Below are 24,915 nucleotides of genomic sequence, written 5' to 3' on the forward strand. Positions count from 1 at the left end.
AGCTGTCCAGCCTTGCTGCGACAACGCTTGACCGCCCTTACCCGGCTTGCCTATCGTGCCCGCATGGAACCCGCCGATCCCCTTGCCCAGCTGCAGGACTTCGCCGCCCGCGTGGAGGCGTTGCTTGAACGCAACCAGCGCCTGGCCGAGGAGAACCGCAGCCTGCGCCACCAGCAGGAACAGCTGGTGGCCGAGCGTTCCACGCTGCTGGCCAAGAACGAGCAGGCACGCTCGCGGGTGGAAGCAATGATCAGCCGGCTCAAATCCCTGGAGCAGCACACATGAGCGCCGAACCGGTCAGTGTCCGCATCCTCGATCGTGAATACACGGTGGGCGTCGGTGGCGATGAACGCGACAGCCTTATGGCGGCCGCGCGCCTGCTCGATGCGCGCATGCGCGAGATCCGCGGCAGCAACCGCATGGCCGCCGTCGATCGCGTTGCCGTGCTGGCCGCACTGAACCTGGCCCACGAACTGCAGCAGCTGCGCGACGAGAACGCCCGCCAGGCGGTGGCCCTGCAGCAGACGCTGGCCGACCTGAACCGGCGCCTGGACCGCGCCATCGACAGCGGCGCCTGAAGATCGTGCACAACGCGTCTTCTCATATCTGAATTGGCACGGACTGTTGCCGACGAACGGCCTATCCAGATTCTGCTCGCTGGCTATAATGGCCACGCGTTCTCTGCGGTACTCGACGGCATGTGCAAACATTCGCCTTGTCCCTTAAGAACGACACCGGGAGCGCGACAGCGCCGGGAGTGCAGGTCCGCCTTGTAGCGGGAAGCCCGATGGTTCTCCAGCGTTCCCACTTGAGCCCCCGGGTTCAAGGTCGTTTCGCATGCATCGACATTGCGGAGAATGCAATATTCCAGCAAGGGCGGCGTCTTCGGGCGTCGCCCTTGTTCTTTGCGGCACAATGACGGCTGTTCCTTGCCGCACGCTGCCATGACTGACCCGCGCCAGGCCCTGCGCCACGACCTGCGGCAACGCCGCCGCGACCTTTCCGCCGTTGCGCGCATCGCCGCCGCCGAATCGCTTGCCGATGCCCTGCTCGCACTGCCATTTGCGCCGCGCGAAGGCGCCGTGGCCGGCTACTGGGCGCTGGATGGCGAGATCGCCCTGCACCGCTGGCAGCTGCAGCTGCCCGAAGGCCTCACCTACTGCCTGCCGGTGCTGGCCGGTGAGGTGCTGCGCTTCGCACCGTGGCGGCCGGGGCAGCCGCTGACCAGCAACCGCTACGGCATTCCCGAACCGGACGTGGCGCTGGAAGACACCCTGGAACCGGCACAGATGGCGCTGGTGGTGACTCCGCTGGTGGGCTTCGACAGCCAGTGCCGGCGGCTGGGCATGGGGGGCGGCTGGTATGATCGCAGCTTCGCCTTCCGCCACGACCGGCCGGCGCCGCCCTGGCTGGTCGGTGCTGCGTTCGCGGTGCAGCAGGTCGAGGCCTTGCCGGTGGCGTCGTGGGACGTGCCGGTGGACGCGATCTGCACCGAAGACGGCACCCTGTTCCCCTCCGCTGCCCCCGTGAACGCATGACCGCCCGCAAGCGCTACTGGCTGATGAAGTCCGAACCGGACGCTTTCTCCATCGATGATCTGGCCAAGGTCAAGGTCGAGCCTTGGAACGGGGTGCGCAACTACCAGGCACGCAATTTCATGCGCGATGGCATGCAGGTGGGCGACGGCATCCTGTTCTACCACTCCAATACCAAGGTGCCCGGCATCGTTGGCCTGGCCACCGTGGCCAGCCCGGCCTATCCGGACGACACCCAGTTCGACCCGACGTCCGACTACCACGACCCCAAGAGCACGCGCGAGAACCCGCGCTGGATGCTGGTGGACGTGGCCTTCGACCGCAAGCTCAGGCAGGTGATCGCGCTGGACGAGATCAAGCTGCACGCTGATGAGCTCGGCGAAGGCTTCCCGCTGGTTGCCAAGGGCAACCGCCTGTCGGTGTTCCCGGTGACCGCTGCGCAGTGGAAGCTGCTGCTGTCGCTGGAAAAGAAATCCTGATTCCCTGCCTGAGAGTTCTTCCCATGTCCGAAGCCAAGCGCCTGGCCGCCGAGAAAGCCATCGAGTACGTTGAAGACGGCATGATCGTCGGTGTCGGCACCGGTTCCACCGTGGCCTATTTCATCGATGCCCTGGCCCGCATCCAGCACCGCATCAAGGGCGCCGTGTCCAGCTCCGAGCAGAGCACCGCGCGCCTGAAGCAGCACGGCATCGAGGTGATCGAGCTGAATCACAGCGGCAACCTGTCGCTGTACGTGGACGGCGCCGATGAGTGCGACGCCAACAAGTGCCTGATCAAGGGCGGCGGCGCCGCGCTGACCCGCGAGAAGATCATCGCCGAGGCCAGCGAGCGCTTCATCTGCATCGTCGACCCGAGCAAGCAGGTGCCGGTGCTGGGCAGGTTCCCGCTGCCGGTGGAAGTGATCCCGATGGCGCGCAGCCTGGTCGCCCGCCAGATCCGCGACATGACCGGCGGCCAGCCGACCTGGCGCGAAGGCGTGGTCACCGACAACGGCAACCAGATCCTGGACATCCACAACCTGCAGATCACCGATCCGGAAAAGCTGGAGCGCGAGCTCAACCAGCTGCCGGGCGTGGTCTGTGTCGGCCTGTTCGCGCGCCGTCGCGCCGACGTGGTGATCGTCGGTGGCGAGCCGCCGGTCGTGCTCTGACCCTTTCGAAGGATCCTGACGATGTCGCTGTTGCGTTCGCTGCTGATGCTTCCGCTGCTGGCCCTGGCCGGCTGTGCCACCGATGCGGCCCGTCACTGGGTCGAGCTGGATGGCGCCCGCTACCAGGTGGAGCTGGCCACCAACGATGAAACCCGCGCACGCGGGCTGATGTTCCGCGACCAGATGGCGGCCGACCACGGCATGCTGTTCATCCACGACCGCGAGGAAATGCAGGCGTACTGGATGAAGAACACCAAGATCGCGCTCGACATCCTGTACTTCGACAGCGAGCGCAGGCTGGTCAGCCAGCAGCGCGACGTACCGCCGTGCTCGGCCGGCGACATGTGCCCGCCGTATCCCAGCGGTGGCCCGGCCCGGTACGTGCTCGAGCTCAACGCCGGCCAGGCCGAGAAGCTCAAGCTGAAGGACGGCACTGCGCTGACCTTCGGCCCGGGCATCGAAAAATAATGGTAGTGCCGGCCGCTGGCCGGCAATCCAACCTGACCGGGGTCAGATCCCTTTCGCAAGCGAAAGGGATCTGACCCCGGAATTTTTCACGCGACACCGCTTGAAACCGCCTGCAATTGCCGCCAGTCTGTGGTCATGCAGGACCGGATCACACTCCCCGACTGGGATGCACTGGCCGACCTCGAAGACGAGGCGCTGCCACTGTTGCCGACCGCGCTGCTGATCGCGCGCGATGAATACCCCGATCTGCAGCCGTCCACCTACGACGCGCTGATCCAGAGCCATGTCGACCACCTGCGCTCGGAAGTGGAGAGCATCGACAACAGCCCCTTGAAGATGGCGGCGATCAACCGCCACCTGTTCGACGAGCTGGGCTACAGCGGCGACCACGACGAGTATTACGACCCGCGCAACAGCTACCTCAACCAGGTGTTCGAGCGGCGCCTGGGCAACCCGATCTCGTTGGCGCTTGTGCAGATGGAAGTCGCGCGCCGGCTGGGCATCCCGCTGGATGGCGTGTCCTTCCCCGGCCACTTCCTGGTGCGCCTGCCGGTGGACGACGGCGTGCTGGTGATGGATCCATTCAATGGTGGCCGTCCGTTGGACGTGGACGAGCTGCGCGAACGTGCCAAGTCACACCTGGGCGGGCAGATGCCCGACGACCAGGTGCTGGCGCAGATCCTCGACCCGGCCCCCGCGCGCGCCATCCTCATGCGCATGCTGCGCAACCTGCATGGTGTCTACGCCGAGGCCGGCGAATGGGACCGTGCCGCGCGCAGTGCCGACCGCCTTCTGAAGCTGGCCCCGGAGCAGGACGACGCGCTGCGCGACCGCGGCCTGGCCTACCTGCAGCTGGAGTACCTGGCCGGTGCCCGCCATGACCTGGGGCAGTACCTGAAGCGCAATCCCGAGGCCAGCGATGCGCAGTGGCTGCGCGAGAAGCTGATCGACCTGGGTGGACCGGTGCCGCGGCTGCATTGAAGGAGTCGGTGTGTGGACCAACGGTCCGCACCCACCGGTAGCGCCGGGCCATGCCCGGCGACCCTTGCGATCAGTCGACCTCGACCATCTCGAAATCGGCCTTGGTCACCCCGCAGTCCGGGCAGGTCCAGGTCTCGGGAATGTCCTCCCAACGCGTCCCGGGCGCGATGCCCTCTTCCGGCAAACCTTCCGCTTCGCTGTAAAGAAAGCCGCAGACCACGCACATCCAGGTTCGCAGGGTGGTGGGGGTGGCGTCGCTCATCGGATAATCGGGGCTGGATTCACGGGCCGCCATTGTCCCATCGCGGCCCACGCACCGGTAGCCATCGATGACTTCTGCTTCCCCGGCGCCTCGCGGCGTCTACCTGATCACCCCGGATGAGCCTGATACCGCGCGCCTGCTGGCCCGCACCGCGCCGCTGCTGGCCGCCGGCGCCACTTGGCTGCAGTACCGCAACAAGACCGCCAGCGACGCGCTGCGGCAGGAGCAGGCGATCGCGCTGCAGGCGCTGTGCGCACACTACGGTGTACCGCTGATCATCAACGACGACCCGGTGCTGGCCCAGGCCGTGGGCGCGGCCGGCGTGCACCTGGGCGGCACCGACGGCGACATTCCCAGCGCGCGCGCCCTGCTCGGCCCTGATGCCATCATCGGCGCCTCCTGCTACGACCAGCTGGCCAATGCCGAGAAGGCCGTGGCGGCCGGCGCCAGCTACGTGGCCTTCGGCGCCTTCTTCCCGACCACCACCAAGGTCACCAGCAGCCGCGCCCACACCGACCTGCTGCGGCAAAGCGCCGCACTGGGCGTGCCGCGGGTGGCGATCGGCGGCCTGACGCCGGACAATGTCGGTCCCATCATCGACGCCGGCGCCGATCTGGTGGCCGTGGTCAGCGGTATCTATGCCGCACCGGACCCGGTCGCGACCCAGCGCGCCTACCTCGCCCAGTTCGCGTAATGCCCAGGAAAGCCCCATGAACCACGACCAGTCCCACGCCCTGTTCTCCCGTGCCCAGCAGCTGCTGCCGGGCGGCGTCAATTCGCCGGTACGTGCGTTCAAGTCGGTCGGCGGCGAGCCGTTCTTCGTCGAGCGCGCCGACGGCGCCTACCTGTACGACGTCGACGGCAACTGCTACATCGATTACGTCGGTTCCTGGGGCCCGATGATCGTCGGCCACAACCACCCGGCCGTGCGCCAGGCGGTGAAGAAGGCGATCGACAACGGCCTGTCGTTCGGCGCGCCGTGCGCGGCCGAAGTGACCATGGCCGAAACCATCACCCGCCTGGTGCCGTCGTGCGAGATGGTGCGCATGGTCAACTCCGGCACCGAAGCCACGCTGTCCGCGATCCGGCTGGCGCGCGGTGCGACCGGCCGCAACCGCATCGTCAAGTTCGAAGGCTGCTACCACGGCCACGGCGACTCGTTCCTGGTCAAGGCCGGCAGTGGCATGCTGACCCTGGGCGTGCCGACCTCGCCGGGCGTCCCGGCCGGCCTCAGCGAGCTGACCCTGACCCTGCCCTACAACGATTTCGAAGCCGCCACCGCGCTGTTCGAACAGCAGGGTGACGACATCGCCGGCCTGATCATCGAACCGGTGGTCGGCAACGCCAACTGCATCCCGCCGCGCGAGGGGTACCTGCAGCACCTGCGCGAACTGTGCACGAAGCATGGCGCGCTGCTGATCTTCGATGAAGTGATGACCGGCTTCCGCGTCGCCCTCGGCGGTGCGCAGGCGCACTACGGCATCACCCCGGACCTGACCACCTTCGGCAAGATCATCGGCGGCGGCATGCCGGTGGGCGCCTACGGCGGTCGTCGCGAGCTGATGCAGCAGATCGCCCCGGCCGGCCCGATCTACCAGGCCGGTACGCTGAGCGGCAATCCGGTGGCAATGGCGGCTGGCCTGGCGATGCTGGAACTGATCCAGCAGCCGGGTTTCCACGCCGACCTGGCCGAACGCACCGCGCGCCTGTGCGCCGGCCTGGAAGCCGCCGCCGCCGAAGCCGGCGTGGCCGTGACCACCACCCGCGTGGGTGCGATGTTCGGCTTGTTCTTCACCAGTGAAAAGGTGGAAACCTATGCGCAGGCCACCGCCTGCGACATCCCGGCATTCAACCGATTCTTCCACGCCATGCTGGACCAGGGCGTGTTCCTGGCACCGTCGGCGTACGAGGCCGGCTTCCTGTCCAGCGCGCACGACGATGCGGTGATCGAGGCGACGCTGGCCGCCGCACGCGTGGCGTTCAAGGCTGCCAAGGGCTGAGCCCAGCTCTGGCAGGTGCCAACCTTGGTTGGCATTGCGGTGCACCGTATCCACGCACGGCGTGGATCTACTGCACTGTGTACGGCGATTTATCTGTAGAGCCGAGCCATGCTCGGCTCATCGCGCGCAGCGCGGAAAAGAACAGTCGAGCATGGCTCGACGCTACAAGCGGCATCAACCGAAGACGAACTTGCCCTTCATCATCGCGAAGTGGCCGGGGAACGAGCAGAAGAAGGTGTAGTCACCGCCCTTCTGCAGCCCCTGGGTGGAGAAGCGCACGCGCGTGCTCTCACCGCCACCGATCACCTTGGTGTGCGCCAGCACGCGCTTGTCGGCCTTCGGCAGGTAGCTGTCGGCCAGGGTCATGCGCATGCCGGCCATCGCCACCGGCTGGTAATCGGCGGTGCGGGTCAGTACCCAATTGTGGCCCATGGCAGTGGCGGCCAGCTTGCCGGTGTGGCGCAGAGTCAGGTCCACGGCGGTGCAGTCGGCGGCGACCTTGATCTCGCGGCTGCTGAAGCTCATCTGGTCGGTGCTGTCGATGCTCACCGCACACACCCGTGCCATCGCCGACGGCGCCAGCATCAGCGCACCCAGTCCCACTGCCACCATCCAAGCCTTCATCGTTGCGTCTCCTGCAGGTTCAAGCGCCATTCTAGGCAGGCACCTGCAGCCATGTCTGCGACCGTCTGTCGCACGCGCACTCCAGGGTTTCCGCACATCGGCCACGATGGCATGCTCGGCCGATGCGGATCGATCTGTTGCTGCTGGATGTGGATGGCGTGCTGGTGCAGTACCAGCGCGCGCAGCGTGTACTGCACCTGGCGCAGGCGCTGGGGGTTCCGACGCAGGCCGTGCAGGCTGCGCTGTACGACAGCGGCCTGGAAGCCGCGCATGACAATGGCGCGCTGGATGGCCCGGCCTATCTCGCGCGATTGGGAGAGCTTCTGCACAGGACTGTCGACGTGGACACCTGGACAGCAGCGCGGCAAGCCGCCAGCCATCCGCAGCCCGCAGTACTGCAACGGCTGCAGGCCCTGCAGCTGCCGATGGCGGTGCTGACCAACAATGGCGCGCTGATGAAGCAGGCGTTGCCTTCCCTGCTGCCGGAGCTGTTCCCTGCCCTGCTGGGGCGCGTGTTCTGCAGCGCCGATTTCGGCCTGCGCAAACCGGCGCCGGAGGTGTTCCTGCGCACGCTGCAGATGCTCGACGCCGCGCCTGCGTACACGCTGTTCATCGATGACCTGTTCGCCAACGTACGCGGTGCACGCGCCGCCGGCCTACATGCAGAAACCGTGCACGATGGCCGTGGACTGGGCAAGGTGTTGAAGCGCTATCGGATTGCGTGAACCGCCGTAGAGCCGAGCCCATGCTCGGCTGCTGTTGCCTGGCATCGCGATGAGCCGAGCGTAGGCTCGGCTCTACAGATGCCTCTGCTGGCGTCAGCGCGCGGCAATGAACGCAGCAATCGCTGCGCGCAGGCGCTTCAGGCCTTCGGCCACTTCTTCGTCGGTGATGTTCAACGACGGCACGAAGCGAAGCACGTCCGGGCCGGCCTGCAGGGTCAGCAGGCCCTGCTCGGCGGCATGGTCGAGGATCGCTCCGGCCTGGCCAGCGAAGTCCTTGCTCAGCACCGCGCCCAGCATCAGGCCGCGGCCACGCACGTCGCTGAACACACCGAACTCGTCGTTGATGCGGGCGAAGCCATCGCGCAGCGCCTTCGACTGGCGGCTGACATTGGCCGCGATCTCCGCCGAGGCCAGCTTGCGCAGTGCCACGCGGGCGACCGCAGCAGCCAGCGGGTTGCCACCGAAGGTGGTGCCGTGCGCGCCGAACTGCATGGTCTCGGCCACCTTCGGGCCGGCCAGCATCGCGCCGATCGGGAAGCCACCGCCGAGGGCCTTGGCCAGGGTGACCATGTCCGGCACCACGTCGTCCTGCCAGTGCGCGAACAGAGTGCCGGTGCGGCCCATGCCGGCCTGGATCTCATCCAGCACCAGCAGCGCGTTGTGCTGGTCGCACAGCTCGCGCACGCGCTTGAGGAAACCGGACTTGGCCGGCATCACGCCGCCCTCGCCCTGGATCGGCTCCAGCATCACTGCAGCCACATCGCCGGCGGCCATCGCGGTTTCCAACTGCACTTCATCGTTGAAATCGATGTAGCGGAAGCCGCCGGGCAGCGGCTCGTAGCCTTCCTGGTACTTCGGCTGGGCAGTGGCGGTCACCGCGCCCATGGTGCGGCCGTGGAAGCTGCCACGGAAGGTGATGATCACCCGCTTGTCGGCCGGGCGGCCCTGGCTGGAGGCCCACTTGCGGACCATCTTGATCGCCACTTCGTTGGCTTCGGCGCCGGAGTTGCACAGGAACACGCGCTCGGCGAACCGGCTGGCCTTCACCAGCTCCTCGGCCAGATGCAGCGGCGGCGCGCTGTAGAACACGTTGCTGGTGTGCCAGAGCTTGCCGGCCTGCTCGACCAGCGCGGCCACCAGGTCCGGATCGTTGTGGCCCAGGCCGCACACGGCGATGCCAGCGGCCAGGTCGATGAACTCACGGCCCTGGCTGTCCCAAACGCGGGCGCCCTGGCCTCGCTCCAGAACCACCTGGCGGGGCTTGTAGACCGGCAGGTAGTAGTGAGAAAGGGAGATCAGCGGATCGGTCGCGGCGGTCATGGCAGTCGGCAGGGTTCAGGAATCCCCATTCTCGCGCCGGAACCCCTGCGGCACAATGCGCCCATGCGACCGTTTTCCGCCCCCCAGCTGAACCCCGCCACCGAGACCGGCTGGCGCCGTCGGTGGTTCGACATCATCTACCGCCATGACTCGCGACCCTCGCGCAATTTCGACCTGATCCTGGTGGTGGCGATCGTCGCCAGCATCCTGGTGGTGATGATCGACAGCGTGCAGCACCTGCATGCCGAATGGTCCACCGGCCTGTACATCCTGGAATGGGGCTTCACGATCATCTTCACTGCCGAGTACCTGCTGCGGCTGGCGGTGGTCCGGCGACCGCTGCGCTATGCGGTGAGCATCTGGGGCATCATCGATCTGCTGTCGATCCTGCCCGCCTACCTGTCGTTGTTCGTGCCCGGCGCACAGAGCCTGCTGGTGGTGCGCGCGCTGCGCATCCTGCGCGTGTTCCGCATCCTCAAGCTGACCCGCTACATCGAGGAAAGCGGCGTATTGATGACGTCACTGTGGCGCAGCCGGCGCAAGGTGCTGGTGTTCCTGTTCACGGTGATCACCATCACCATCATCGCCGGTGCGCTGATGTACGTGATCGAGGGTCCCGAGCACGGCTTCACCAACATCCCGGCCAGCATGTACTGGGCGGTGGTGACCATGGCCACGGTCGGCTTCGGCGACATCGTGCCGCAGACCGTGCTTGGCCGCTTCGTCACCTCGGTGCTGATCCTGATCGGCTACAGCATCATCGCCGTGCCCACCGGCATCTACACCGCCGAACTGGCCAGCACCATGCGCGAAGCCGAGCTGGCCGCGCGCCGTGATGCCCGTGGCTGCCCGCATTGCGGGCTGGAAGGCCACGAACCGGATGCACGGCACTGCCGCAAGTGCGGCGGTGAGCTGCCCGATGCGTTCAACCATTGAGGCACATGCCGGCCAGCGGCCGGCACTACCGGACCAACCTGGTGCGCGCCGGGCATGGCTCGGCGTGGAACCAGCTCAACGCATGCGGTTGCTGGTGGTCACCAGGTCGTTGTAGGCCGCCAGGATCGTTGACTGTGCCCCTTCCGGGTCGGTCGTAAGCCAACTGCCCGATGCCTTGCGCTCTGCCGCCAGCGCCTCGGCGGTGATCGGCTTGTGCTGCTCCAGGCGCTCGACGCCGCGTCCCGCGGTACGCACCAGCTTGTCCGCCGAACGCTGCACGTGGCCCCACATCGGGTCGTCCTTGCCGACACCGCCGTTCTGGATCTCGGTCACCAATGCCTGGTAGTCGGCGAGCTGCTTTCGCAGGGCCGCTACCTCCGGTGCGTCGTCCTGGAACGCCATGGCCAGCTGCTTGCCATCACCCAGCAAACGAAGGTGGTAGTACGCCAGCGAACGGCCTTCGCTTTGCTCGATCTGCTTCAGCTGTGCGACGCGGCGATCGTTCTCATTCTGTTCCAGCGCCGCGTCCATCGCTTCGCTGGCCTTGAAGAAATCGGCATAGGCCTGCATCAGCGGGGCGTGCTGGCTGCGCATGCCTTCACCGCCATCGCGGCGATGATCTTCGCGGGTGAAGTAGCCGTCGGCGCGCTCGACCAGGGTATTCAATGTCTGGAACGACCGCTGGTAGTCGCGTGCGGGGCCATCCATCGGCAGTGCCGGGGTCTTCGCCAACGCATCGGTCATCGCTTGGCCGCAGTATTCCACGCGGTGCGACAACACCTTGCCGGGCGAACGCGGTTGCGCTTCCTTGCCGGTCGGGCCGGCTTCGGGGTCCTTCATCCAGCTGGTGTAGGCCTGGAAGCCCTCGTGGACGGGCTGTTCGACGCCGTTGTAGCACTCGATGTAGGCGTTGACCTTCTCCAGGCCAGGATCGGCCACAGCCAGTCCAGCCGGCTTGCTGCAGCCTGACAGGCCGGTCACAGCGCCAACCAGCAGCAGCGGCGCGATACGCAGAGTGGAAGTCCTCATGGCCTCTCGCGGGGGGACTGATGCGCGGGTCACTGGCGGTTGCTCTGGAAAACGAGCGTGTTGTATTCCTGCATCAGCTTGCTGGCCGAACCGCGCGGCGCCATCGAGGGCGAGTCCAGCATGCGTCGCTCGAAATCGCTGTAGGGCGTCTTGGTACTGACCCGCTGCAGGCGCTCCTTGCCCTCGCGCCGGAAATTCTCGGCCCCACGTTCGAAGCCTTCCCAGTCCGACTTGCCCGGCTCCTGGTCGGCAACCTTGGCATGGGCTTCATCGGAGATGCGATTGAAGGCATCCAGGCGTTCGCGGGCCTTGGCCTGATCGAAATCATCTTCGCTCATCAGATCCATGAGGGCCTTGGCCTCCAGCATCATCGCCAGACGGTAGTACTCGCGCGTGCGGCCCTCGGCCTGCTCCAGCGCCTTGAGCTGCTCGCGCTGGGCGGCATCGTTCTGATGCTCCAGCTCGGCATTGAAGGTTTCGCTGGCAGCCACGAAATCCTTGAAGGCGGCCATCAACGGCGCGTGCAGCTGCTTGCCCTTGGCAAACTGGTCGTCTTCGTAGTCCTGGCGATCGTAGTAGTCGTGCGCGTCCTTGCTGACCGGCACCAGCGCCTTCAGCGCCTGCTGGTAATGGCCTGCAGCAGCATCGAGTTCGGCCAGCGCCGGCTTGGCAGCGATCGCCTCGGTCACCGGGGCGTCGCACTGCTTCATGTCGTAGTCGCTGATCTCGAACGGGCCGTACACGTGCGTCTCACGCCCGGTCGGGCCAGCGTCGACATCCTTGATCCAGCGCGTGTAGGACTGGATGCTGCCGTGGGTCTTCGAATCCAGCGCGTTGAAGCAACCGATGTAGGCGTTGAGCTTGGCGGTCAACTGCTGCTGTGTATCGGACGAGGCCGCGCTGGCGTCCGGCGTGCCGGAGGAATCAGCGCCGCCCGCAGCTGCGGGGGCCTTGCCACCGCAGGCGGTCAGGATCAACGACAGCGAAGCGGCCAGCGCCGCGACGGAAAGAGTGCGTGACATGTGCTCACATCCTTGTTGGAAACGATTACAGCCGCGCATTCTAGCGCAGCAGGCCGAGCGTCGCAGCCCTCGGCCTCTTCCGGTAGTGCGATATCAATCCAGGAACAGATCCGGCAGCAACGGCCGCGACGGGTCCACCGCGTAGCCCGAAAGATCGGTGACGCCGGCCTGCGCCAGCACTTCATCATCGATCAGGAACTGGCCATGGAAACCGGCCGCTTCGCGCACCAGCACCGCATGCGCCGCGTCGGCCATGATCTGTGGCGTGCGGCAACCGGCCGCATCCACGCCCGGAATCATGTTGATCGCATCGGTGGCGATCACCGTGCGCGGCCACAGCGCGTTCACCGCCACGCCCTGCGGACCGAACTCCGCAGCCAGCCCCAGGGTGACGAAGCTCATGCCCATCTTTGCCAGCGTGTAGCCGGTGTGCGGTGCCCACCACTTCGGCTCCAGGCTCGGCGGTGGTGCCAGGGTGAGGATGTGGGGATTCGGCGCCTGCAGCAGGTACGGCAGGCAGGCCTGCGCGCACAGGAAACTGCCGCGCGCATTGACCTGCTGCATCAGGTCGAAGCGCTTCATCGGCGTATCCAGCGTGCCGCGCAGCCAGATCGCGCTGGCGTTGTTGATCAGGATGTCGATGCCACCGAAGGTATCGACCGTGGCCGCGACGGCCGCCTGCACCTGCTCTTCCTCGCGGATGTCGCACTTCAGCGCCAGGCCCTGCCCGCCTGCCGCCGTCACCGCTTCGGCAGCGGTGTGGATGGTGCCCGGCAGCTTCGGATTGGGCACCGACGACTTGGCCGCGATGGCCACATTGGCACCGTCGCGCGCAGCGCGCAGTGCGATGGCCAGGCCGATGCCACGCGAGGCACCGGTGATGAAAAGCGTTTTGCCCTGCAGACTGCCCACGTTCCACACTCCAGCGTATGCAATGAGCCGCTAGTATGCCGCGCCGACGCGGAGTTCACCCGGCCTTGACGATACTCGGGCCTCCAGCCAACGCACGAGGTTCACGCCATGCGCCGTTCCCGCCTGTTGCTGCCTGCCTTGGGGCTTGCCCTGCTGACTGCCTGCCAGGGCCGTTCGCCGGAACCCGGCAAGGAGCCGCCCGCCGGTGACGCGCCCAGCGCGGAGAAGGCTGCCGCCGACGGAAAGATGCGCTGGAGCGAGGCCGTGGTCTGGGATGGCGATCTGAACGCATGCCGCCAGGGCGAGAATGCGGCCACCCGGGATTGCCTGCGCGATGCAATGCGAGCGGGCGGAGCGAGCGCCGAGGCGATCACCGCCGCCGAGCAACTGTCCAGCGCCGGGGAACTGGCGTATGTCACAGCGTGGCATGAGAACGAGGGGCTGGGCATTGCCACGGTCGAGTATCCCTTCCGGGCCAACACCAACGAAGGCACCCGCCTGGTCGACGCCAGCGGCAAGCGCATCGATGTGGATGCCGTGCAACTGGACGACACGCTGCGTGCCGACCCGGCCGTGCAGGAGCTGCTGAAGGCCAACCCGCAGGCCACGCCGTTCGCGCCTGCGCAGTCGGCCGGAGCGACACCGCTTGAGGGCGGCGGCATCCGCCTGCTGTACCGCACGCCGCTGCGCGACTGCCACGCCTGCCCCGACGTGGGCCAGCTGCAGATCGCCTATGACTTCGATGCCAAGCGCAACTTCATTGGCCAGCAGGTGGTACCGGCGACGCCGTAACCCGGAAACGCCGCGTGTCGTCGGGCCACGCCCGGCGCACGCAGTGTCGCGTCACCGGTAGGCCTGCACCTGCTTCTGCAGCAGATGCGGCACGATCAACCGGTGCACGGGCGCGACCGGCAGCATGTAGAGGCGCCCGAACGCGTTGTGCGTATGCACCACCGTCGCCACTTCCAGCACGTCACCCTGCCATTGCAGGGCCAGCTGTACGCGCAGATGGCGATCATCGTCTTCCAGCACGATGGCATCGTCATCCAGCAACTGCAGGGTGAAGATGCCCAGCCGCTGGCCGGGCGCCGGATCGACAGTGCCCTGCACCGCCCGCAACGACCCCAGATGCTTCATGCCCAGCAGGCGCATGCCGTGGTTGCGCAGTGCCATCAAGCCATCGAACCAGCCGGGAATGGACGCCGCCATGTCGCGGTAGGCCTGCAGTGCGGTACGCCCGTCGCGCCGGGTGGTGGCCTGGCAGGCGTGCACGAAATCCGCACCGGGCAGCTGAGTGCGCAGCACGCTGCCCGCGCTCGGCGCGGCGCTCATCACCTGCGATGCACTCACGGCTTCGGTCCCTGCCCCTCGTTGTCTTCCCAGTGCAGGATGCGGCGGGTGATGAAGCGGTAGACCGGCTTGCCGGTGGCGAACCACAGCTCGCGCACCCACGAGGTACGCTTGAGCACGCGCTTTTCCACCGGAGTGAGCGATTCACGGCAGTACATGCGCTTGTGCTTGAGCAGGTGGCGCAGGTCCTCACGGGCCAGCAGGCGCATCCAGCGCGAGCGCGGGTTGCCGATCACTGCCAGCTGAAAGTCGATCAGCGCCGGGCGGCCATCCTCGGTGACCAGCCAGTTGGCCTCCTTGGCCAGATCGTTGTGGGCCACGCCACGGCGGTGCAGCTGCTGCAGCAGGCGCCGTGCGGAACGGAACCAGGCCAGGTCGCCGCGCGGCGGACGCTGGTACATGGCATCGCCGGCCATGAAGCTGCGGTCGAGGTGGCGGCCATCCCAGGCCAGCAGCTGCGGCACATCGGCCATGCCATGGATATGGCGCAGCGCGCGTGCCTCGCGACGTGCAAGCCACCACGCGGGCAACCGCAGCCACAGCGGCGTGGCGCCCAGATCGCGGCGTACGAACCGGCCGTCGGGCCCTTCAACCAGAAGGATCCGGCCGAAACTGTCGGCCTTCAAAGCATGGTGGGGAGCGTCTGGCGTATGCGGCATGACCCCATTCTAGGCGATGGCGCCGGTTGCAAACGGTCACGAAGCGGCTGGGAACCAGTCACCTTCACGCCCCTATAATCGGGCAATGGACTCTTCATGGATCGACGCCACGCTCGCGTGGATTGCCGCTCACCCCGTGCTGGCGGGCGCCGTTATCTTCCTCATCGCCTTCTGCGATGCGGTGATCATTCTCGGCGCCATCGTGCCGGCCCTGCCATTGCTGTTCGCGGTGGGCGTGTTCATTGGCCTGGGCCAGATCTCCGGGCCGTACGCGGTGGCGGCTGCGGCATTGGGCGCGTTTGCCGGCGACGGCATCAGCTACTGGATCGGCCGCCGCTGGGGCGACCGGCTGCGTGGCGTGTGGCCGTTCAGCCGCTATCCGCAGCTGCTCGACCGTGGCGAGAACCTGTTCCGCCGCAATGCATTCAAGAGCATCCTGGTGGCGCGCTACGTCGGCGCGATCCGCCCATTCGTGCCAGCCATCGCCGGCATGATGAAGATGCCCGCCAGCCGCTACGTGCAGGCCAGCGGCATCGCCAGCATTTCCTGGGCAGTGCTGTTCCTGGCCCCGGGCTGGATCCTCGGCGAAGCGTATGACGCGGTGGCTGCCGTGGCCGGGCGACTGGTGGTGGTGGTCGGCCTGCTGGCGGTGATCCTTGGCCTGGCCTGGGCCATCGTGCTGTATGGCTACCGCTGGTCGGCCGCACGCATGGACAACTGGCTGGCACGCCTGCTGGACTGGTCCAACCGCCACCCGACGCTGGGCCGCTACACCGTGGGCGTGCTGGACCCGAAGCGCCGCGAATCGGTACCACTGGCGATGCTGGCGTTGATGCTGCTCCTGCTGGGCTGGGGCTGGTTCGCGCTGCTGACCGTGGTGGTCGCACACGGCGAGCCGCTGGCCATCGACCTGCTGGTGCACCAGGCCATGCTGGCGCTGCGCAACCCGCTGGCCGACTACCCGATGGCCGCGCTGGCGTCGCTGGGGGCGTGGCAGGTACTGCTGCCGGCCACCGCTGCGGCGATGGGCTATTTGATCTGGCGCCGGCGCTGGATGGCGGCCGCGCACTGGCTGGCCGCCCTCGCCTTCGGCCTGGCACTGACCATGCTGCTGGGCGCCACCGTGGATGTGGTGCGCCCGGTCGATGCCAGCAGTGGCTTCGGCTTCCCGTCGGTGTCGGTGACCATGGCCACCATCACCTTCGGCTTCTTCGCGGTGCTGATCGCACGCGAGATGCCCGGCCGCACCCGCGTCTGGCCGTACCTGGTGTCGGGCATCGTGGTCAGCCTGATCGGCTTCTCGCGCCTGTACCTGGGCGCGCACTGGCTGAGCGACGTGATCGGCGGCATGCTGTTCGGCACGTTCTGGCTGCTGGTCCTGGGCATCGCCTACCGCCGCCGCTTCAACCGCTCGTTCTGGGTAAAGCCAGTCGCCTGGCTGTTCTACGGCGTCTTCGCCGTGGCGGCGATGTGGTACGCGCCGCGCCACATCCCGGTGAAGCTGGAACGCTTCGAGCCGACCCTGCCGGCACCGCAGGTGATGGACATGCAGGCCTGGTGGCAGCACGACTGGGTGCAGCTGCCGGCGCGTCGCAACGAGTTCGACGACGATCAGCGCTGGCCGCTGGACGTGCAGGTGGCCGGCCCATTGGCACCACTGCAGGCGCAGCTGGAAGCACGTGGCTGGAAGCGGCAGGAACAGGCCGGCTGGCAGCAGGCGCTGCTGATGCTGGACAAGAACACCGGTGCCGATGAACTGCCGGTGCTGCCGGCGACGCTGGAAACCCGCGTGGAAGCCCTGCTGATGGTGCGCCAGGGCGCGAAGCCGGATGAGCGCTATGTACTGCGGCTGTGGCCAGCACCGGCCCAGCTGCAGCCTGGCAACACGCCGCTTTGGCTGGGCAGCGCGCAGACCCTGCGTTACGAACGCCACTTCGAGTGGATCGGCATGTGGCACCCGCTGCGTGGCGTCGACCCGGCATTGAATGCCGTGAAGGAAGCCGTGCAGGACCTGCCGCAGCGCGAGGATGTGCACAGCGAAACCGGGTTGCCGGTGCTGCGGTTGAAGACTACAACGCCCTGACCGGTACCGGTGCGCGATCACCCACTGTAGAGCCGAGCCCATGCTCGGCTGCGCTTCCCACGATCCAACAAGCCGAGCATAGGCTCGGCGCTACAGTAGATCCACGCCATGCCTGGATGGGGATTCCACGGATACCCCAGCGTGTGCCCCAAGGTGCACATCCACCCGAGGATGGCTTCTACGGCATCCACCCCAGCAACTGCTGCAACCGCTGGTGCGGGTCATCCAGCTGCAGCAGCTGCAACCGCTGCTGCTCGCTCAGCGGCAGCAGCTCGGCCAGGCGCCAGCCGACCCAGCTGGCCTGGTCCAGCAACGCCGGATTGGCCGGCGCATAGGCCTCACCGGCCTGCTCGATGATGTGCCCCAGCACCGTGGCCAGCAGTGCATGCTGCGGCCGCAGTTCGTCATCGGGGTCTTCCTCGCACCAGCGCACATCGGCCACCACCAGCCCGTTGTCGCGCACGCGGGTGCGCTCGACATGGAAACGGCGGGTGCCGCGCAGGCGCAACTGCAGCACACCGTCGGCGCCGACATCGAAGTCTTCGATGCGCACCTGCACGCCATAGGCCGCCGGTGTTGCCGGGGCTCCCACTTCCTGGCCGTCGAGGATCAGGCAGACACCGAAGCCTTCGCCACTGCGGCCGCTGTCGCGCACCAGATCAAGGTAGCGCCGCTCGAACACGCGCAGGCCCACCGCCGCACCCGGTACCAGCGTGGTGTGCAGCGGAAACAGCGGCAGCGAACCGTCGACGCTCATCGGGCCTGCAGCGCGGCGAGGAAGCGGCGCGGTGCGCCGTCGAAGCCACCATTGGACATGAACACCACGTGGTCGCCGCGGCGCGCGCTGGCCTGCAGCTGCGCCAGCAGCGCGTCGGTATCCGGCACCGCGTGCGCTTCACCACGCACCGCGGCGATCACAGCGGCGGCATCCCAGGCCAGTTCCGGGCGGTGCAGGAACACCACGTCATCGGCCAGTGCCAGCGAAGGCGCCAGCGCCTGCGCATGTGCGCCCAGCCGCATCGAATTGCTGCGCGGCTCCATGGCAACCACGATACGCGCATCGCCGACCTTGGCACGCAGACCTTCCAGCGTGGTGGCGATCGCGGTCGGGTGATGGGCGAAATCGTCGTAGACGGTGATGCCCTCGTGGCTGCCGATCACTTCCATGCGGCGTTTGACGCTGCGGAAGCGCGCCAGCGCCGGGATCACCTCGGCCGGTGCCACGCCCACCGCATGCGCGGCGGCCAGCGCGGCCAGGCCGTTGAGCACGTTGTGCCGGCCCAGCAGCGACCACTGCACATCACCCAGCGCCTGCCCGCGGTGGTACACGCGGAACGCGCTGCCATCGGCAACCAGTAGTTCCGCATGCCATTCCAGGGTCGGGTCGAAACCGAAGCGCTCGACCGGGGTCCAGCACCCCATCGCCAGCACCTCGGCCACGTGCTGGTCCTCGCCGTTGACGATCAGGCGGCCACGCGCCGGCACCGTGCGCACCAGATGGTGGAACTGGCGCTGGATCGCCGCCACATCGGGGAAGATGTCGGCATGGTCGTATTCAAGGTTGTTGAGGATGGCCACCAGCGGCCGGTAGTGCACGAACTTGCTGCGCTTGTCGAAGAAGGCAGTGTCGTACTCATCGGCTTCGACCACGAATTCGCGGCCCTGGCCCAGGCGCGCGGAAACGCCGAAATCCTCGGCCACGCCGCCGATCAGGAAGCCCGGCGAACGCCCGGCGCTTTCCAGCAGCCAGGTGAGGATGGTGGTGGTGGTGGTCTTGCCATGGGTACCGGCCACGGCCAGGGTGTCGCGGCCCGGCAGTACCTGTTCAGAAAGCCATTGCGCGCCCGAAATGTAGCGCTGGCCGGCGTCGAGCACGGCCTCCACGGCCGCATTGCCGCGCGAGAGCGCGTTGCCGATCACCACGTCATCGGTTCCGGCCGGCACGCTGTCGGCGCGATAGCCCTGGTCCAGGGTGATGCCCAGCTGTTCCAGCTGGGTCGACATCGGCGGATAGATGGCCTGGTCGCTGCCACTGACCGTATGGCCGAGTTCCCGCGCCAGGGCGGCCACGCCGCCCATGAAGGTGCCGGCGATTGCAAGGATATGTACGCTGCTCATGACCGGGGATTGTGACCGATGACGACTGTATAGGGCCAATGTCCGCCCCCGGGTAAGACAAGTCCTACACGGGATGTGAGAAAACTCCAATCTTCTGTCAGGGAATTCCCGATAGCGATGTTCTGTGAACCCGGACACAATTCGAACTGCCAGCCGCAGTACCCGAACCGGTCCTACTCCCCAAGAGGCCATCCCCAAGGGAGCTCATGCTGCGGGGCCCTGAGCAAGCCCTCTGCTGGCGCCTATGAAACGACACAGGCCTGATCCTCGCGGACCAGGCCTGTGTTTTTTCGCCCGAAGGGCCGGCAGCGGGCCGGCCCCGCCGGATCAGGCCTTGATCGCCGCCAGGATTCGGGCTTCGATCTCGTCCAGTTCGCCGACGCCGTCGACGCGGGCCAGGGTGCCACGGCCGGCGTAGAAGTCGACCACCGGGGCGGTCTGGTCGTTGTAAACCTGCAGGCGCTGGCGCACCGCTTCCGGATTGTCGTCGGCACGACCCTGTTCCTTGGCGCGACCGGCGATGCGGTCGACCAGCAGCTCGGTGGCCACGTCCAGCTGCACCACGGCATCCAGCGGCTGGCCGATCTTGGCCAGCAGGCCGTCCATCGCATTGGCCTGGGCCACATTGCGCGGATAGCCATCGAGGATGAAGCCCTTGGCGACATCGGCCTGGGTCAGGCGCGACTCCAGCATGCCCAGCAGGATGTCATCCGACACCAGGTTGCCGGCATCCATCACCGTCTTGGCCTGCTTGCCCAGCTCCGTGCCCGCGGCGATTTCCGCGCGCAGCATGTCACCGGTCGAAATGTGGGCGATCCCCAGCTTTTCCTTCAGGCGCGTCGCCTGTGTCCCCTTGCCCGAACCGGGCGGTCCCAACAGAACCAATCGCATTGACCTGACTCCAACGTGTTGAAAACAAAGAAGGTTCGCGTCCCGGACGGACCGGTATCGCTGCACCGCAATAGCGCCACTTTACCGCATCCGGGTAATGTCCCTGCAATGTCCTTTCCCCCGAGCAGGTAGACGCATGCGCAACGGTACTCTCCTCTACGCCCAATCCGGTGGTGTCACCGCCGTCATCAACGCCACGGCGGCGGCGGTGATCGAGCAGGCCCGGGCCAAGGGCATCAAGGTGCTGGCCGCGCGCAACGGCATCCTCGGCGCGCTGCGCGAGGAACTGATCGACACCAGCAAGGAGAGCGCTGCGGCCATCCGCGCCCTCGCCCATACCCCGGGCGGCGCCTTCGGCTCGTGCCGGGTCAAGCTGAAATCGCTGGACGCCGACCGCGCCCGCTACGACCGCCTGCTGGAGGTGCTGCGTGCGCACGACGTGCGCTGGTTCCTCTACAACGGCGGCAACGACTCGGCCGATACCGCGCTGAAGGTCTCGCAGCTGGCCAAGGCCTCCGGCTACGACCTGACCTGCATCGGCGTGCCCAAGACCATCGACAACGATCTGGCAGTGACCGACACCTGCCCCGGCTTCGGCTCGGCGGCCAAGTACACCGCCGTGTCGGTGCACGAGGCGGCACTGGACGTGGCGGCGATGGCCGAAACCTCCACCCGCGTCTTCATCTACGAGGCCATGGGCCGCCACGCCGGCTGGCTGGCAGCGGCCGCCGGCCTGGCCGGCAACGGCGATGACGAAGCCCCGCACATCATCCTGCTGCCCGAGCGTGCCTACGACGAGGCGGTGTTCCTGGCCAAGGTCAAGGCCGTGGTCGAGCGTGTCGGCTACTGCGTGGTGGTGGCGTCGGAAGGCATCGCCACCGCTGATGGCCGCTTCGTCGCCGACGCTGGCGGTGGCAAGGACTCGTTCGGCCACTCGCAGCTGGGGGGCGTGGCCGCGCACCTGGCCGGCCGGGTCAAGGACCAGCTGGGCCTGAAGGTCCATTGGGCGCTGCCCGATTACCTGCAGCGCTCGGCCCGCCACCTGGCCAGCAGGACCGACTGGGAGCAGGCGCAGGCGGTCGGCAAGGCCGCGGTGCAGCTGGCGCTGAAGGGCCAGAACGGCGTGATGCCGGTGATCGTGCGCAGCAGCGACGCTCCCTACCGCTGGAAGATCGAAGCGGCGCCGCTGTCGAAGATCGCCAACCACGAGAAGAAGATGCCGGCCGGCTTCATCCGCCGCGATGGCTTCGGCATCACGGCCAAAGCGCGTGCCTACCTGTCGCCGCTGATCAAGGGTGAAGCCCCGCTGCCCTACGGTGCCGATGGCCTGCCGAAGTACGTCACGCTGAAGAACGTGGCGGTGAAGCAGAAGCTGCCGCCGTTCGAGGGCTGACCCGAAAAAGGGGACGGAGGGGATTAAGTCGTATCTGCCCTCTGCCCCCTTCAGCGCCAGCAAAACGTCGAATACGACTTAATCCCCTCCGTCCCCTTTTCGTGGAGGAACATGATGGCACTGCGTGTTGTTCGACTCGGTACGCCGCGCGCCGCTGGCGAGGGCCTGCGCATCGGCACGGTGCGCAGGCCGCCACGTGGCGTGCCGCGCAGCGAGTTCGCCCGGCAGGACTGGTATGACGTCTGGTTCCCGACACTGTCACCCAGCGCGGAACTGGTGAAGCAGGCGCATGAGGCGAAGACGGCCGCCGACTGGAATGCGTTCTTCCGCCACTACAAGGCGGAGATGAAGGCGCCGGATGCGTCCCACTCGCTGGACCTGCTGGCTGCGATGTCGCAGAACAGCGACCTCAGCGTCGGGTGCTACTGCGAGGATGAGGCGCACTGCCACCGCAAGGCGCTGCGCGAGCTGCTGGTGGCGCGTGGGGCGACGCTGGCAGAGTGACGATTGCAGGGTTGCCGGCCAGCGGCCGGCACTACCCGCGGATGACCGCGTGGGTACACCGCCCACGCAATTTCAATTGCAGGCCTTGCCTTCCACCTGCAACTGCGCCGCAAACATCGTCACCTGCGGAATCTGGCCGGCCGCCGCCTGCTTCTTCGCCTCTTCCAGGTAGATGCGCGACTGGCCCTGCCCGTCCAGCTCGACCTTGTTGCTCGACGGCAGCCGCCACACGCGCACCACCGCCTGCTGCGCCGGGCACGCAGCGCTGGGCACACGGATCACATCATTGAGCTTCCAGCCCTTGTCGGCACTCGGCTGGGCCTTGGTGTAGTCGACGAAGCGCGCGCGCGGCTGGCATTGTTCGCTCGTACGCACCGCAGAGAAGCGATACGGTTCGGCGGCCTGGCCGGTGAATGCACCTTCCAGGCGCGCACAGGCCTCGGGGATCTGCCGCAGCGTATGCACCACGCCTACCGCCTGTGGTGCACCCACGGCGCGCTGCAGTTCCGGGGTTTCCGCCGCGAAGGCCGGCAGCGCCGGGACCAGGCCGGCGAGCATCAACAGGGAAAGGCGCATGGGGTATCTCCTTCAGGACTGTGCGCAGGCTTGCAGAGATTGGCTTAACGGGGTGCAAAGGCCGTTGGCTCGCGAATCATGCCCAGGGCCCGACGGCATGCGCCGCGGCTCCCAGGCGCCAGTCGAGCATGGCTCGACTCTACAAGTGGCGGCACGCATACTGCGGGCACCAGGGAATGCTGAACACCGCCATACGTCGGACGACCGCCAAGGTCGGTACGGGTTGGTTCCAGGCTGCAGCCCGTCGTCCCCCTCGTGGTGCCGTTCATCGCCACTGGATGCCTACATCCATTCTGCGGAGGGGTCTAATGCTGGAACGTTACGGGCTGTCATTGGCGCTGGGCTGCGCCATCCTCGCAATCCTGTTCGGAATCGTCTCGGCGCGCTGGATCCTGCGCCAACCCACCGGCAATGAACGCATGGTCGCGATCGCCACCGCGATCCAGGAAGGTGCGCGTGCCTATCTCAACCGCCAGTACCTGACCATCGGCGTGGCCGGCGTGGTGCTGTTCGTGCTGGTCGGGGTGTTCCTCAGCTGGTACACCGCGATCGGCTTCGCCGTCGGCGCAGTGCTGTCAGGTGCCGCCGGCTACATCGGCATGAACGTCTCGGTACGCGCCAACGTACGCACCGCCGAGGCCGCGCGCAACGGCATCAGCGCGGCAATGGACGTGGCGTTCCGTGGCGGTGCGATCACCGGCATGCTGGTGGTCGGGCTGGGCCTGCTGGGCGTGGCCGGCTACTACGCACTGCTGCTGCGCATGGGCCTGCCAATGGAACAGGCACTGCATGCGCTGGTCGGCCTGGCCTTCGGTTCGTCGCTGATCTCGATCTTCGCGCGCTTGGGCGGCGGCATCTTCACCAAGGGCGCGGACGTCGGCGCCGATCTGGTCGGCAAGGTGGAAGCCGGCATTCCCGAGGACGATCCGCGCAATCCGGCGGTGATCGCCGACAACGTCGGTGACAATGTGGGCGACTGCGCCGGCATGGCCGCCGACCTGTTCGAGACCTATGCGGTGACCGTGATCGCCACCATGCTGCTGGGCAGCCTGATGCTGGCCGAGGCCGGCGCCAATGCAGTGCTGTATCCGCTGGTGCTGGGCGGCGTATCGATCATCGCTTCGATCATCGGCGCGCTGTTCGTCAAGGTGAAGCCCGGCGGTTCGATCATGGGCGCGCTGTACAAGGGCGTGATCGTCTCCGGCGTGCTGGCCGCCATTGCGTTCTACCCGATCACCACCGGGTTGATGAGTGACAACGTGCATGGACCGATGGCGCTGTATGGCTGCGCATTGATCGGGCTGGTGCTGACCGGCCTGATCGTGTGGATCACCGAGTACTACACCGGCACCCAGTACAAGCCGGTGCAGCACGTGGCGCAGGCGTCGACCACCGGCCACGGCACCAACATCATCGCCGGCCTCGGCATCTCGATGAAGTCCACCGCGCTGCCGGTGGTGGCGGTGTGTGCGGCGATCTGGGGTGCATTCGCGCTGGGTGGCCTGTACGGCATCGCCATCGCCGCCACCGCGATGCTGTCGATGGCCGGCATGATCGTCGCCCTCGATGCGTATGGGCCGATCACCGACAACGCCGGCGGCATTGCCGAAATGGCCGAGCTGCCCTCGGAGATCCGCGACATCACCGATCCACTGGATGCGGTGGGCAATACCACCAAGGCGGTGACCAAGGGCTATGCGATCGGTTCGGCGGCCCTGGCCGCACTGGTGCTGTTCGCCGACTACACGCACAACCTGCAGGCCGCACATCCCGGCCAGGAATTCCGCTTCGACCTCAGCGACCACACGGTGATTATCGGCCTGCTGATCGGCGGTCTGATTCCCTATCTGTTCGGTGCGATGGCGATGGAAGCGGTCGGCCGCGCCGCCGGTGCGGTGGTGGAGGAAGTACGCCGCCAGTTCCGCGAGATCCCCGGCATCATGCAGGGCACCGGCAAGCCGCAGTACGACAAGGCGGTGGACATGCTGACCCGCTCGGCGATCCGCGAAATGATCGTGCCCTCGCTGCTGCCGGTGGCGGTGCCGGTGGTGGTCGGCCTGCTGCTGGGGCCGCGCGCCCTCGGCGGCCTGCTGATCGGCACGATCGTGACCGGCCTGTTCGTGGCCATCTCGATGACCACCGGCGGCGGCGCCTGGGACAACGCCAAGAAGTACATCGAAGATGGCCACTTCGGCGGCAAGGGCAGCGAGGCGCACAAGGCCGCGGTGACCGGCGATACCGTGGGTGACCCATACAAGGACACCGCCGGGCCGGCGATCAACCCGCTGATCAAGATCATCAACATCGTGGCGCTGCTGCTGGTACCGCTGCTGTAAAAGCCTTCTGTAGAGCCGAGCCCATGCTCGGCTCAACGGCT

Annotated in this window: 28 protein-coding genes and 1 other RNA gene; 17 read left to right on the forward strand and 12 right to left on the reverse strand. The window is 67.0% G+C overall.

What is annotated here, in order from left to right; all coding sequences use genetic code 11:
- Window positions 1-63 precede the first annotated feature (63 nt).
- The 8 genes from ACZK0Z_RS18480 to ACZK0Z_RS18515 all read left to right on the forward strand — a co-directional run bounded on the left by ACZK0Z_RS18480 (window position 64) and on the right by ACZK0Z_RS18515 (window position 4,134).
- Complete coding sequence (locus ACZK0Z_RS18480) at window positions 64-285, forward strand: TIGR02449 family protein (protein ID WP_005410898.1); 222 nt, start codon at window positions 64-66, stop codon at window positions 283-285.
- Window positions 282-578 carry a cell division protein ZapA gene (locus ACZK0Z_RS18485; protein ID WP_049428297.1) on the forward strand — a complete coding sequence of 99 codons (297 nt, stop codon included), beginning with the start codon at window positions 282-284 and terminating at the stop codon, window positions 576-578. The genes ACZK0Z_RS18480 and ACZK0Z_RS18485 overlap by 4 nt, the downstream gene beginning before the upstream one ends.
- A gap of 97 nt (window positions 579-675) precedes the next feature.
- Window positions 676-861, forward strand: a non-coding RNA gene (ssrS, locus tag ACZK0Z_RS18490) — 6S RNA.
- An 83-nt stretch (window positions 862-944) separates the two neighbouring features.
- Window positions 945-1,538: a 5-formyltetrahydrofolate cyclo-ligase gene (locus tag ACZK0Z_RS18495; RefSeq protein ID WP_197632757.1), complete on the forward strand. Its 594-nt coding sequence runs from the start codon at window positions 945-947 to the stop codon at window positions 1,536-1,538.
- The gene (locus ACZK0Z_RS18500; RefSeq protein ID WP_197632756.1) at window positions 1,535-2,014 is read left to right on the forward strand and encodes an EVE domain-containing protein; all 480 of its coding nucleotides are present in this window, start codon (window positions 1,535-1,537) and stop codon (window positions 2,012-2,014) included. Before ACZK0Z_RS18495 ends, ACZK0Z_RS18500 begins: the two co-directional genes overlap by 4 nt.
- A 23-nt stretch (window positions 2,015-2,037) precedes the next feature.
- The gene (rpiA, locus tag ACZK0Z_RS18505; RefSeq protein ID WP_019338635.1) at window positions 2,038-2,685 is read left to right on the forward strand and encodes a ribose-5-phosphate isomerase RpiA; all 648 of its coding nucleotides are present in this window, start codon (window positions 2,038-2,040) and stop codon (window positions 2,683-2,685) included.
- A 21-nt stretch (window positions 2,686-2,706) separates the two neighbouring features.
- Window positions 2,707-3,153 (forward strand): DUF192 domain-containing protein, encoded by a 447-nt coding sequence (locus ACZK0Z_RS18510; protein WP_049428291.1) that lies wholly within the window; start codon window positions 2,707-2,709, stop codon window positions 3,151-3,153.
- 135 nt (window positions 3,154-3,288) lie between these two features.
- On the forward strand, window positions 3,289-4,134 hold the full coding sequence (locus ACZK0Z_RS18515) for a SirB1 family protein (RefSeq protein WP_005410904.1): 846 nt from the start codon (window positions 3,289-3,291) through the stop codon (window positions 4,132-4,134).
- A 70-nt stretch (window positions 4,135-4,204) separates the two neighbouring features.
- On the opposite strand, the gene ACZK0Z_RS18520 is transcribed toward ACZK0Z_RS18515, so the two are convergent.
- Window positions 4,205-4,429, reverse strand: a complete 225-nt coding sequence (locus tag ACZK0Z_RS18520; protein WP_014038358.1) for a rubredoxin — start codon at window positions 4,427-4,429, stop codon at window positions 4,205-4,207.
- Window positions 4,430-4,463: 34 nt separating this feature from the next.
- Here ACZK0Z_RS18520 and thiE point away from each other — a divergent pair, with 34 nt between their 5' ends.
- Window positions 4,464-5,090, forward strand: a complete 627-nt coding sequence (gene thiE / locus ACZK0Z_RS18525; RefSeq protein WP_197632755.1) for a thiamine phosphate synthase — start codon at window positions 4,464-4,466, stop codon at window positions 5,088-5,090.
- 16 nt (window positions 5,091-5,106) lie between these two features.
- Window positions 5,107-6,396 (forward strand): glutamate-1-semialdehyde 2,1-aminomutase, encoded by a 1,290-nt coding sequence (gene hemL, locus ACZK0Z_RS18530; RefSeq protein ID WP_197632754.1) that lies wholly within the window; start codon window positions 5,107-5,109, stop codon window positions 6,394-6,396.
- A 174-nt stretch (window positions 6,397-6,570) separates the two neighbouring features.
- Here hemL and azu read toward each other — a convergent pair whose 3' ends face one another.
- The gene (gene azu / locus ACZK0Z_RS18535; RefSeq protein WP_049428283.1) at window positions 6,571-7,020 is read right to left on the reverse strand and encodes an azurin; all 450 of its coding nucleotides are present in this window, start codon (window positions 7,018-7,020) and stop codon (window positions 6,571-6,573) included.
- Between the two features lie 122 nt (window positions 7,021-7,142).
- On the opposite strand from azu, the gene ACZK0Z_RS18540 reads away from it, so the two are divergent.
- A complete protein-coding gene (locus tag ACZK0Z_RS18540; protein WP_049428280.1) occupies window positions 7,143-7,745 on the forward strand; it encodes an HAD-IA family hydrolase in 603 nt (200 codons plus the stop codon).
- A 93-nt stretch (window positions 7,746-7,838) separates the two neighbouring features.
- Here ACZK0Z_RS18540 and ACZK0Z_RS18545 read toward each other — a convergent pair whose 3' ends face one another.
- Window positions 7,839-9,065, reverse strand: coding sequence for an acetylornithine transaminase (locus ACZK0Z_RS18545; RefSeq protein WP_006467246.1), 1,227 nt, complete (start codon window positions 9,063-9,065; stop codon window positions 7,839-7,841).
- Between the two features lie 63 nt (window positions 9,066-9,128).
- Between ACZK0Z_RS18545 and ACZK0Z_RS18550 the strand changes: the two genes are divergently transcribed.
- Window positions 9,129-10,001, forward strand: a complete 873-nt coding sequence (locus ACZK0Z_RS18550) for an ion transporter (RefSeq protein ID WP_197632753.1) — start codon at window positions 9,129-9,131, stop codon at window positions 9,999-10,001.
- Window positions 10,002-10,076: 75 nt separating this feature from the next.
- On the opposite strand, the gene ACZK0Z_RS18555 is transcribed toward ACZK0Z_RS18550, so the two are convergent.
- From ACZK0Z_RS18555 to ACZK0Z_RS18565, 3 genes are all read right to left on the reverse strand, one after another.
- Window positions 10,077-11,030: a DUF3829 domain-containing protein gene (locus tag ACZK0Z_RS18555; RefSeq protein ID WP_197632752.1), complete on the reverse strand. Its 954-nt coding sequence runs from the start codon at window positions 11,028-11,030 to the stop codon at window positions 10,077-10,079.
- Between the two features lie 29 nt (window positions 11,031-11,059).
- Window positions 11,060-12,052, reverse strand: a complete 993-nt coding sequence (locus tag ACZK0Z_RS18560; protein WP_197620179.1) for a DUF3829 domain-containing protein — start codon at window positions 12,050-12,052, stop codon at window positions 11,060-11,062.
- Window positions 12,053-12,145: 93 nt separating this feature from the next.
- A complete protein-coding gene (locus ACZK0Z_RS18565) occupies window positions 12,146-12,964 on the reverse strand; it encodes an SDR family oxidoreductase (RefSeq protein ID WP_049427294.1) in 819 nt (272 codons plus the stop codon).
- Window positions 12,965-13,072: 108 nt separating this feature from the next.
- Between ACZK0Z_RS18565 and ACZK0Z_RS18570 the strand changes: the two genes are divergently transcribed.
- Window positions 13,073-13,756: a hypothetical protein gene (locus ACZK0Z_RS18570; RefSeq protein ID WP_005414380.1), complete on the forward strand. Its 684-nt coding sequence runs from the start codon at window positions 13,073-13,075 to the stop codon at window positions 13,754-13,756.
- Window positions 13,757-13,807: 51 nt separating this feature from the next.
- Here ACZK0Z_RS18570 and ACZK0Z_RS18575 read toward each other — a convergent pair whose 3' ends face one another.
- Together ACZK0Z_RS18575 and ACZK0Z_RS18580 are read right to left on the reverse strand one after the other, a co-directional pair.
- Window positions 13,808-14,296 (reverse strand): DUF2867 domain-containing protein, encoded by a 489-nt coding sequence (locus ACZK0Z_RS18575; protein ID WP_404830720.1) that lies wholly within the window; start codon window positions 14,294-14,296, stop codon window positions 13,808-13,810.
- A gap of 14 nt (window positions 14,297-14,310) precedes the next feature.
- Window positions 14,311-14,973 carry a protein kinase family protein gene (locus tag ACZK0Z_RS18580; RefSeq protein WP_197632750.1) on the reverse strand — a complete coding sequence of 221 codons (663 nt, stop codon included), beginning with the start codon at window positions 14,971-14,973 and terminating at the stop codon, window positions 14,311-14,313.
- Window positions 14,974-15,058: 85 nt separating this feature from the next.
- On the opposite strand from ACZK0Z_RS18580, the gene ACZK0Z_RS18585 reads away from it, so the two are divergent.
- Window positions 15,059-17,056, forward strand: a complete 1,998-nt coding sequence (locus tag ACZK0Z_RS18585) for a VTT domain-containing protein (protein WP_197632749.1) — start codon at window positions 15,059-15,061, stop codon at window positions 17,054-17,056.
- A 178-nt stretch (window positions 17,057-17,234) separates the two neighbouring features.
- On the opposite strand, the gene ACZK0Z_RS18590 is transcribed toward ACZK0Z_RS18585, so the two are convergent.
- The 3 genes from ACZK0Z_RS18590 to ACZK0Z_RS18600 all read right to left on the reverse strand — a co-directional run bounded on the left by ACZK0Z_RS18590 (window position 17,235) and on the right by ACZK0Z_RS18600 (window position 20,065).
- Window positions 17,235-17,813, reverse strand: coding sequence for an LON peptidase substrate-binding domain-containing protein (locus ACZK0Z_RS18590; RefSeq protein WP_049429929.1), 579 nt, complete (start codon window positions 17,811-17,813; stop codon window positions 17,235-17,237).
- A complete protein-coding gene (gene mpl / locus ACZK0Z_RS18595) occupies window positions 17,810-19,174 on the reverse strand; it encodes a UDP-N-acetylmuramate:L-alanyl-gamma-D-glutamyl-meso-diaminopimelate ligase (RefSeq protein WP_197632748.1) in 1,365 nt (454 codons plus the stop codon). Before mpl ends, ACZK0Z_RS18590 begins: the two co-directional genes overlap by 4 nt.
- 327 nt (window positions 19,175-19,501) lie before the next feature.
- Complete coding sequence (locus ACZK0Z_RS18600; RefSeq protein ID WP_014038375.1) at window positions 19,502-20,065, reverse strand: adenylate kinase; 564 nt, start codon at window positions 20,063-20,065, stop codon at window positions 19,502-19,504.
- A 136-nt stretch (window positions 20,066-20,201) separates the two neighbouring features.
- On the opposite strand from ACZK0Z_RS18600, the gene ACZK0Z_RS18605 reads away from it, so the two are divergent.
- Both ACZK0Z_RS18605 and ACZK0Z_RS18610 read left to right on the forward strand, forming a co-directional pair.
- Window positions 20,202-21,458 carry a diphosphate--fructose-6-phosphate 1-phosphotransferase gene (locus tag ACZK0Z_RS18605; protein WP_197632747.1) on the forward strand — a complete coding sequence of 419 codons (1,257 nt, stop codon included), beginning with the start codon at window positions 20,202-20,204 and terminating at the stop codon, window positions 21,456-21,458.
- A gap of 114 nt (window positions 21,459-21,572) precedes the next feature.
- Complete coding sequence (locus ACZK0Z_RS18610; protein ID WP_197620176.1) at window positions 21,573-21,962, forward strand: DUF488 domain-containing protein; 390 nt, start codon at window positions 21,573-21,575, stop codon at window positions 21,960-21,962.
- A gap of 72 nt (window positions 21,963-22,034) precedes the next feature.
- Here the strand turns inward: ACZK0Z_RS18610 and ACZK0Z_RS18615 are convergent, their stop codons facing one another.
- Window positions 22,035-22,538, reverse strand: a complete 504-nt coding sequence (locus ACZK0Z_RS18615; RefSeq protein WP_197632746.1) for a hypothetical protein — start codon at window positions 22,536-22,538, stop codon at window positions 22,035-22,037.
- Window positions 22,539-22,846: 308 nt separating this feature from the next.
- Between ACZK0Z_RS18615 and ACZK0Z_RS18620 the strand changes: the two genes are divergently transcribed.
- Window positions 22,847-24,874 (forward strand): sodium-translocating pyrophosphatase, encoded by a 2,028-nt coding sequence (locus ACZK0Z_RS18620; RefSeq protein ID WP_197632745.1) that lies wholly within the window; start codon window positions 22,847-22,849, stop codon window positions 24,872-24,874.
- Window positions 24,875-24,915: the final 41 nt, after the last annotated feature.

The organism is Stenotrophomonas sp. 116085_Sma, from assembly GCF_056479585.1.

Coding starts and splice junctions, on each gene's coding strand:
- ACZK0Z_RS18480 (WP_005410898.1), top strand. CDS start 64: ATGGAACCCGCCGATCCCCTTGCCCAGCTGCAGGACTTCGCCGCCCGC.
- thiE (WP_197632755.1), top strand. CDS start 4,464: ATGACTTCTGCTTCCCCGGCGCCTCGCGGCGTCTACCTGATCACCCCG.
- ACZK0Z_RS18590 (WP_049429929.1), bottom strand. CDS start 17,813: ATGAGCGTCGACGGTTCGCTGCCGCTGTTTCCGCTGCACACCACGCTG.
- mpl (WP_197632748.1), bottom strand. CDS start 19,174: ATGAGCAGCGTACATATCCTTGCAATCGCCGGCACCTTCATGGGCGGC.
- ACZK0Z_RS18585 (WP_197632749.1), top strand. CDS start 15,059: ATGGACTCTTCATGGATCGACGCCACGCTCGCGTGGATTGCCGCTCAC.
- ACZK0Z_RS18620 (WP_197632745.1), top strand. CDS start 22,847: ATGCTGGAACGTTACGGGCTGTCATTGGCGCTGGGCTGCGCCATCCTC.
- ACZK0Z_RS18550 (WP_197632753.1), top strand. CDS start 9,129: ATGCGACCGTTTTCCGCCCCCCAGCTGAACCCCGCCACCGAGACCGGC.
- ACZK0Z_RS18615 (WP_197632746.1), bottom strand. CDS start 22,538: ATGCGCCTTTCCCTGTTGATGCTCGCCGGCCTGGTCCCGGCGCTGCCG.
- ACZK0Z_RS18555 (WP_197632752.1), bottom strand. CDS start 11,030: ATGAGGACTTCCACTCTGCGTATCGCGCCGCTGCTGCTGGTTGGCGCT.
- ACZK0Z_RS18560 (WP_197620179.1), bottom strand. CDS start 12,052: ATGTCACGCACTCTTTCCGTCGCGGCGCTGGCCGCTTCGCTGTCGTTG.
- ACZK0Z_RS18570 (WP_005414380.1), top strand. CDS start 13,073: ATGCGCCGTTCCCGCCTGTTGCTGCCTGCCTTGGGGCTTGCCCTGCTG.
- ACZK0Z_RS18545 (WP_006467246.1), bottom strand. CDS start 9,065: ATGACCGCCGCGACCGATCCGCTGATCTCCCTTTCTCACTACTACCTG.
- ACZK0Z_RS18500 (WP_197632756.1), top strand. CDS start 1,535: ATGACCGCCCGCAAGCGCTACTGGCTGATGAAGTCCGAACCGGACGCT.
- ACZK0Z_RS18605 (WP_197632747.1), top strand. CDS start 20,202: ATGCGCAACGGTACTCTCCTCTACGCCCAATCCGGTGGTGTCACCGCC.
- azu (WP_049428283.1), bottom strand. CDS start 7,020: ATGAAGGCTTGGATGGTGGCAGTGGGACTGGGTGCGCTGATGCTGGCG.
- ACZK0Z_RS18495 (WP_197632757.1), top strand. CDS start 945: ATGACTGACCCGCGCCAGGCCCTGCGCCACGACCTGCGGCAACGCCGC.
- ACZK0Z_RS18515 (WP_005410904.1), top strand. CDS start 3,289: ATGCAGGACCGGATCACACTCCCCGACTGGGATGCACTGGCCGACCTC.
- ACZK0Z_RS18520 (WP_014038358.1), bottom strand. CDS start 4,429: ATGGCGGCCCGTGAATCCAGCCCCGATTATCCGATGAGCGACGCCACC.
- ACZK0Z_RS18580 (WP_197632750.1), bottom strand. CDS start 14,973: ATGCCGCATACGCCAGACGCTCCCCACCATGCTTTGAAGGCCGACAGT.
- ACZK0Z_RS18485 (WP_049428297.1), top strand. CDS start 282: ATGAGCGCCGAACCGGTCAGTGTCCGCATCCTCGATCGTGAATACACG.
- ACZK0Z_RS18510 (WP_049428291.1), top strand. CDS start 2,707: ATGTCGCTGTTGCGTTCGCTGCTGATGCTTCCGCTGCTGGCCCTGGCC.
- rpiA (WP_019338635.1), top strand. CDS start 2,038: ATGTCCGAAGCCAAGCGCCTGGCCGCCGAGAAAGCCATCGAGTACGTT.
- ACZK0Z_RS18540 (WP_049428280.1), top strand. CDS start 7,143: ATGCGGATCGATCTGTTGCTGCTGGATGTGGATGGCGTGCTGGTGCAG.
- ACZK0Z_RS18575 (WP_404830720.1), bottom strand. CDS start 14,296: ATGAGCGCCGCGCCGAGCGCGGGCAGCGTGCTGCGCACTCAGCTGCCC.
- hemL (WP_197632754.1), top strand. CDS start 5,107: ATGAACCACGACCAGTCCCACGCCCTGTTCTCCCGTGCCCAGCAGCTG.
- ACZK0Z_RS18600 (WP_014038375.1), bottom strand. CDS start 20,065: ATGCGATTGGTTCTGTTGGGACCGCCCGGTTCGGGCAAGGGGACACAG.
- ACZK0Z_RS18610 (WP_197620176.1), top strand. CDS start 21,573: ATGGCACTGCGTGTTGTTCGACTCGGTACGCCGCGCGCCGCTGGCGAG.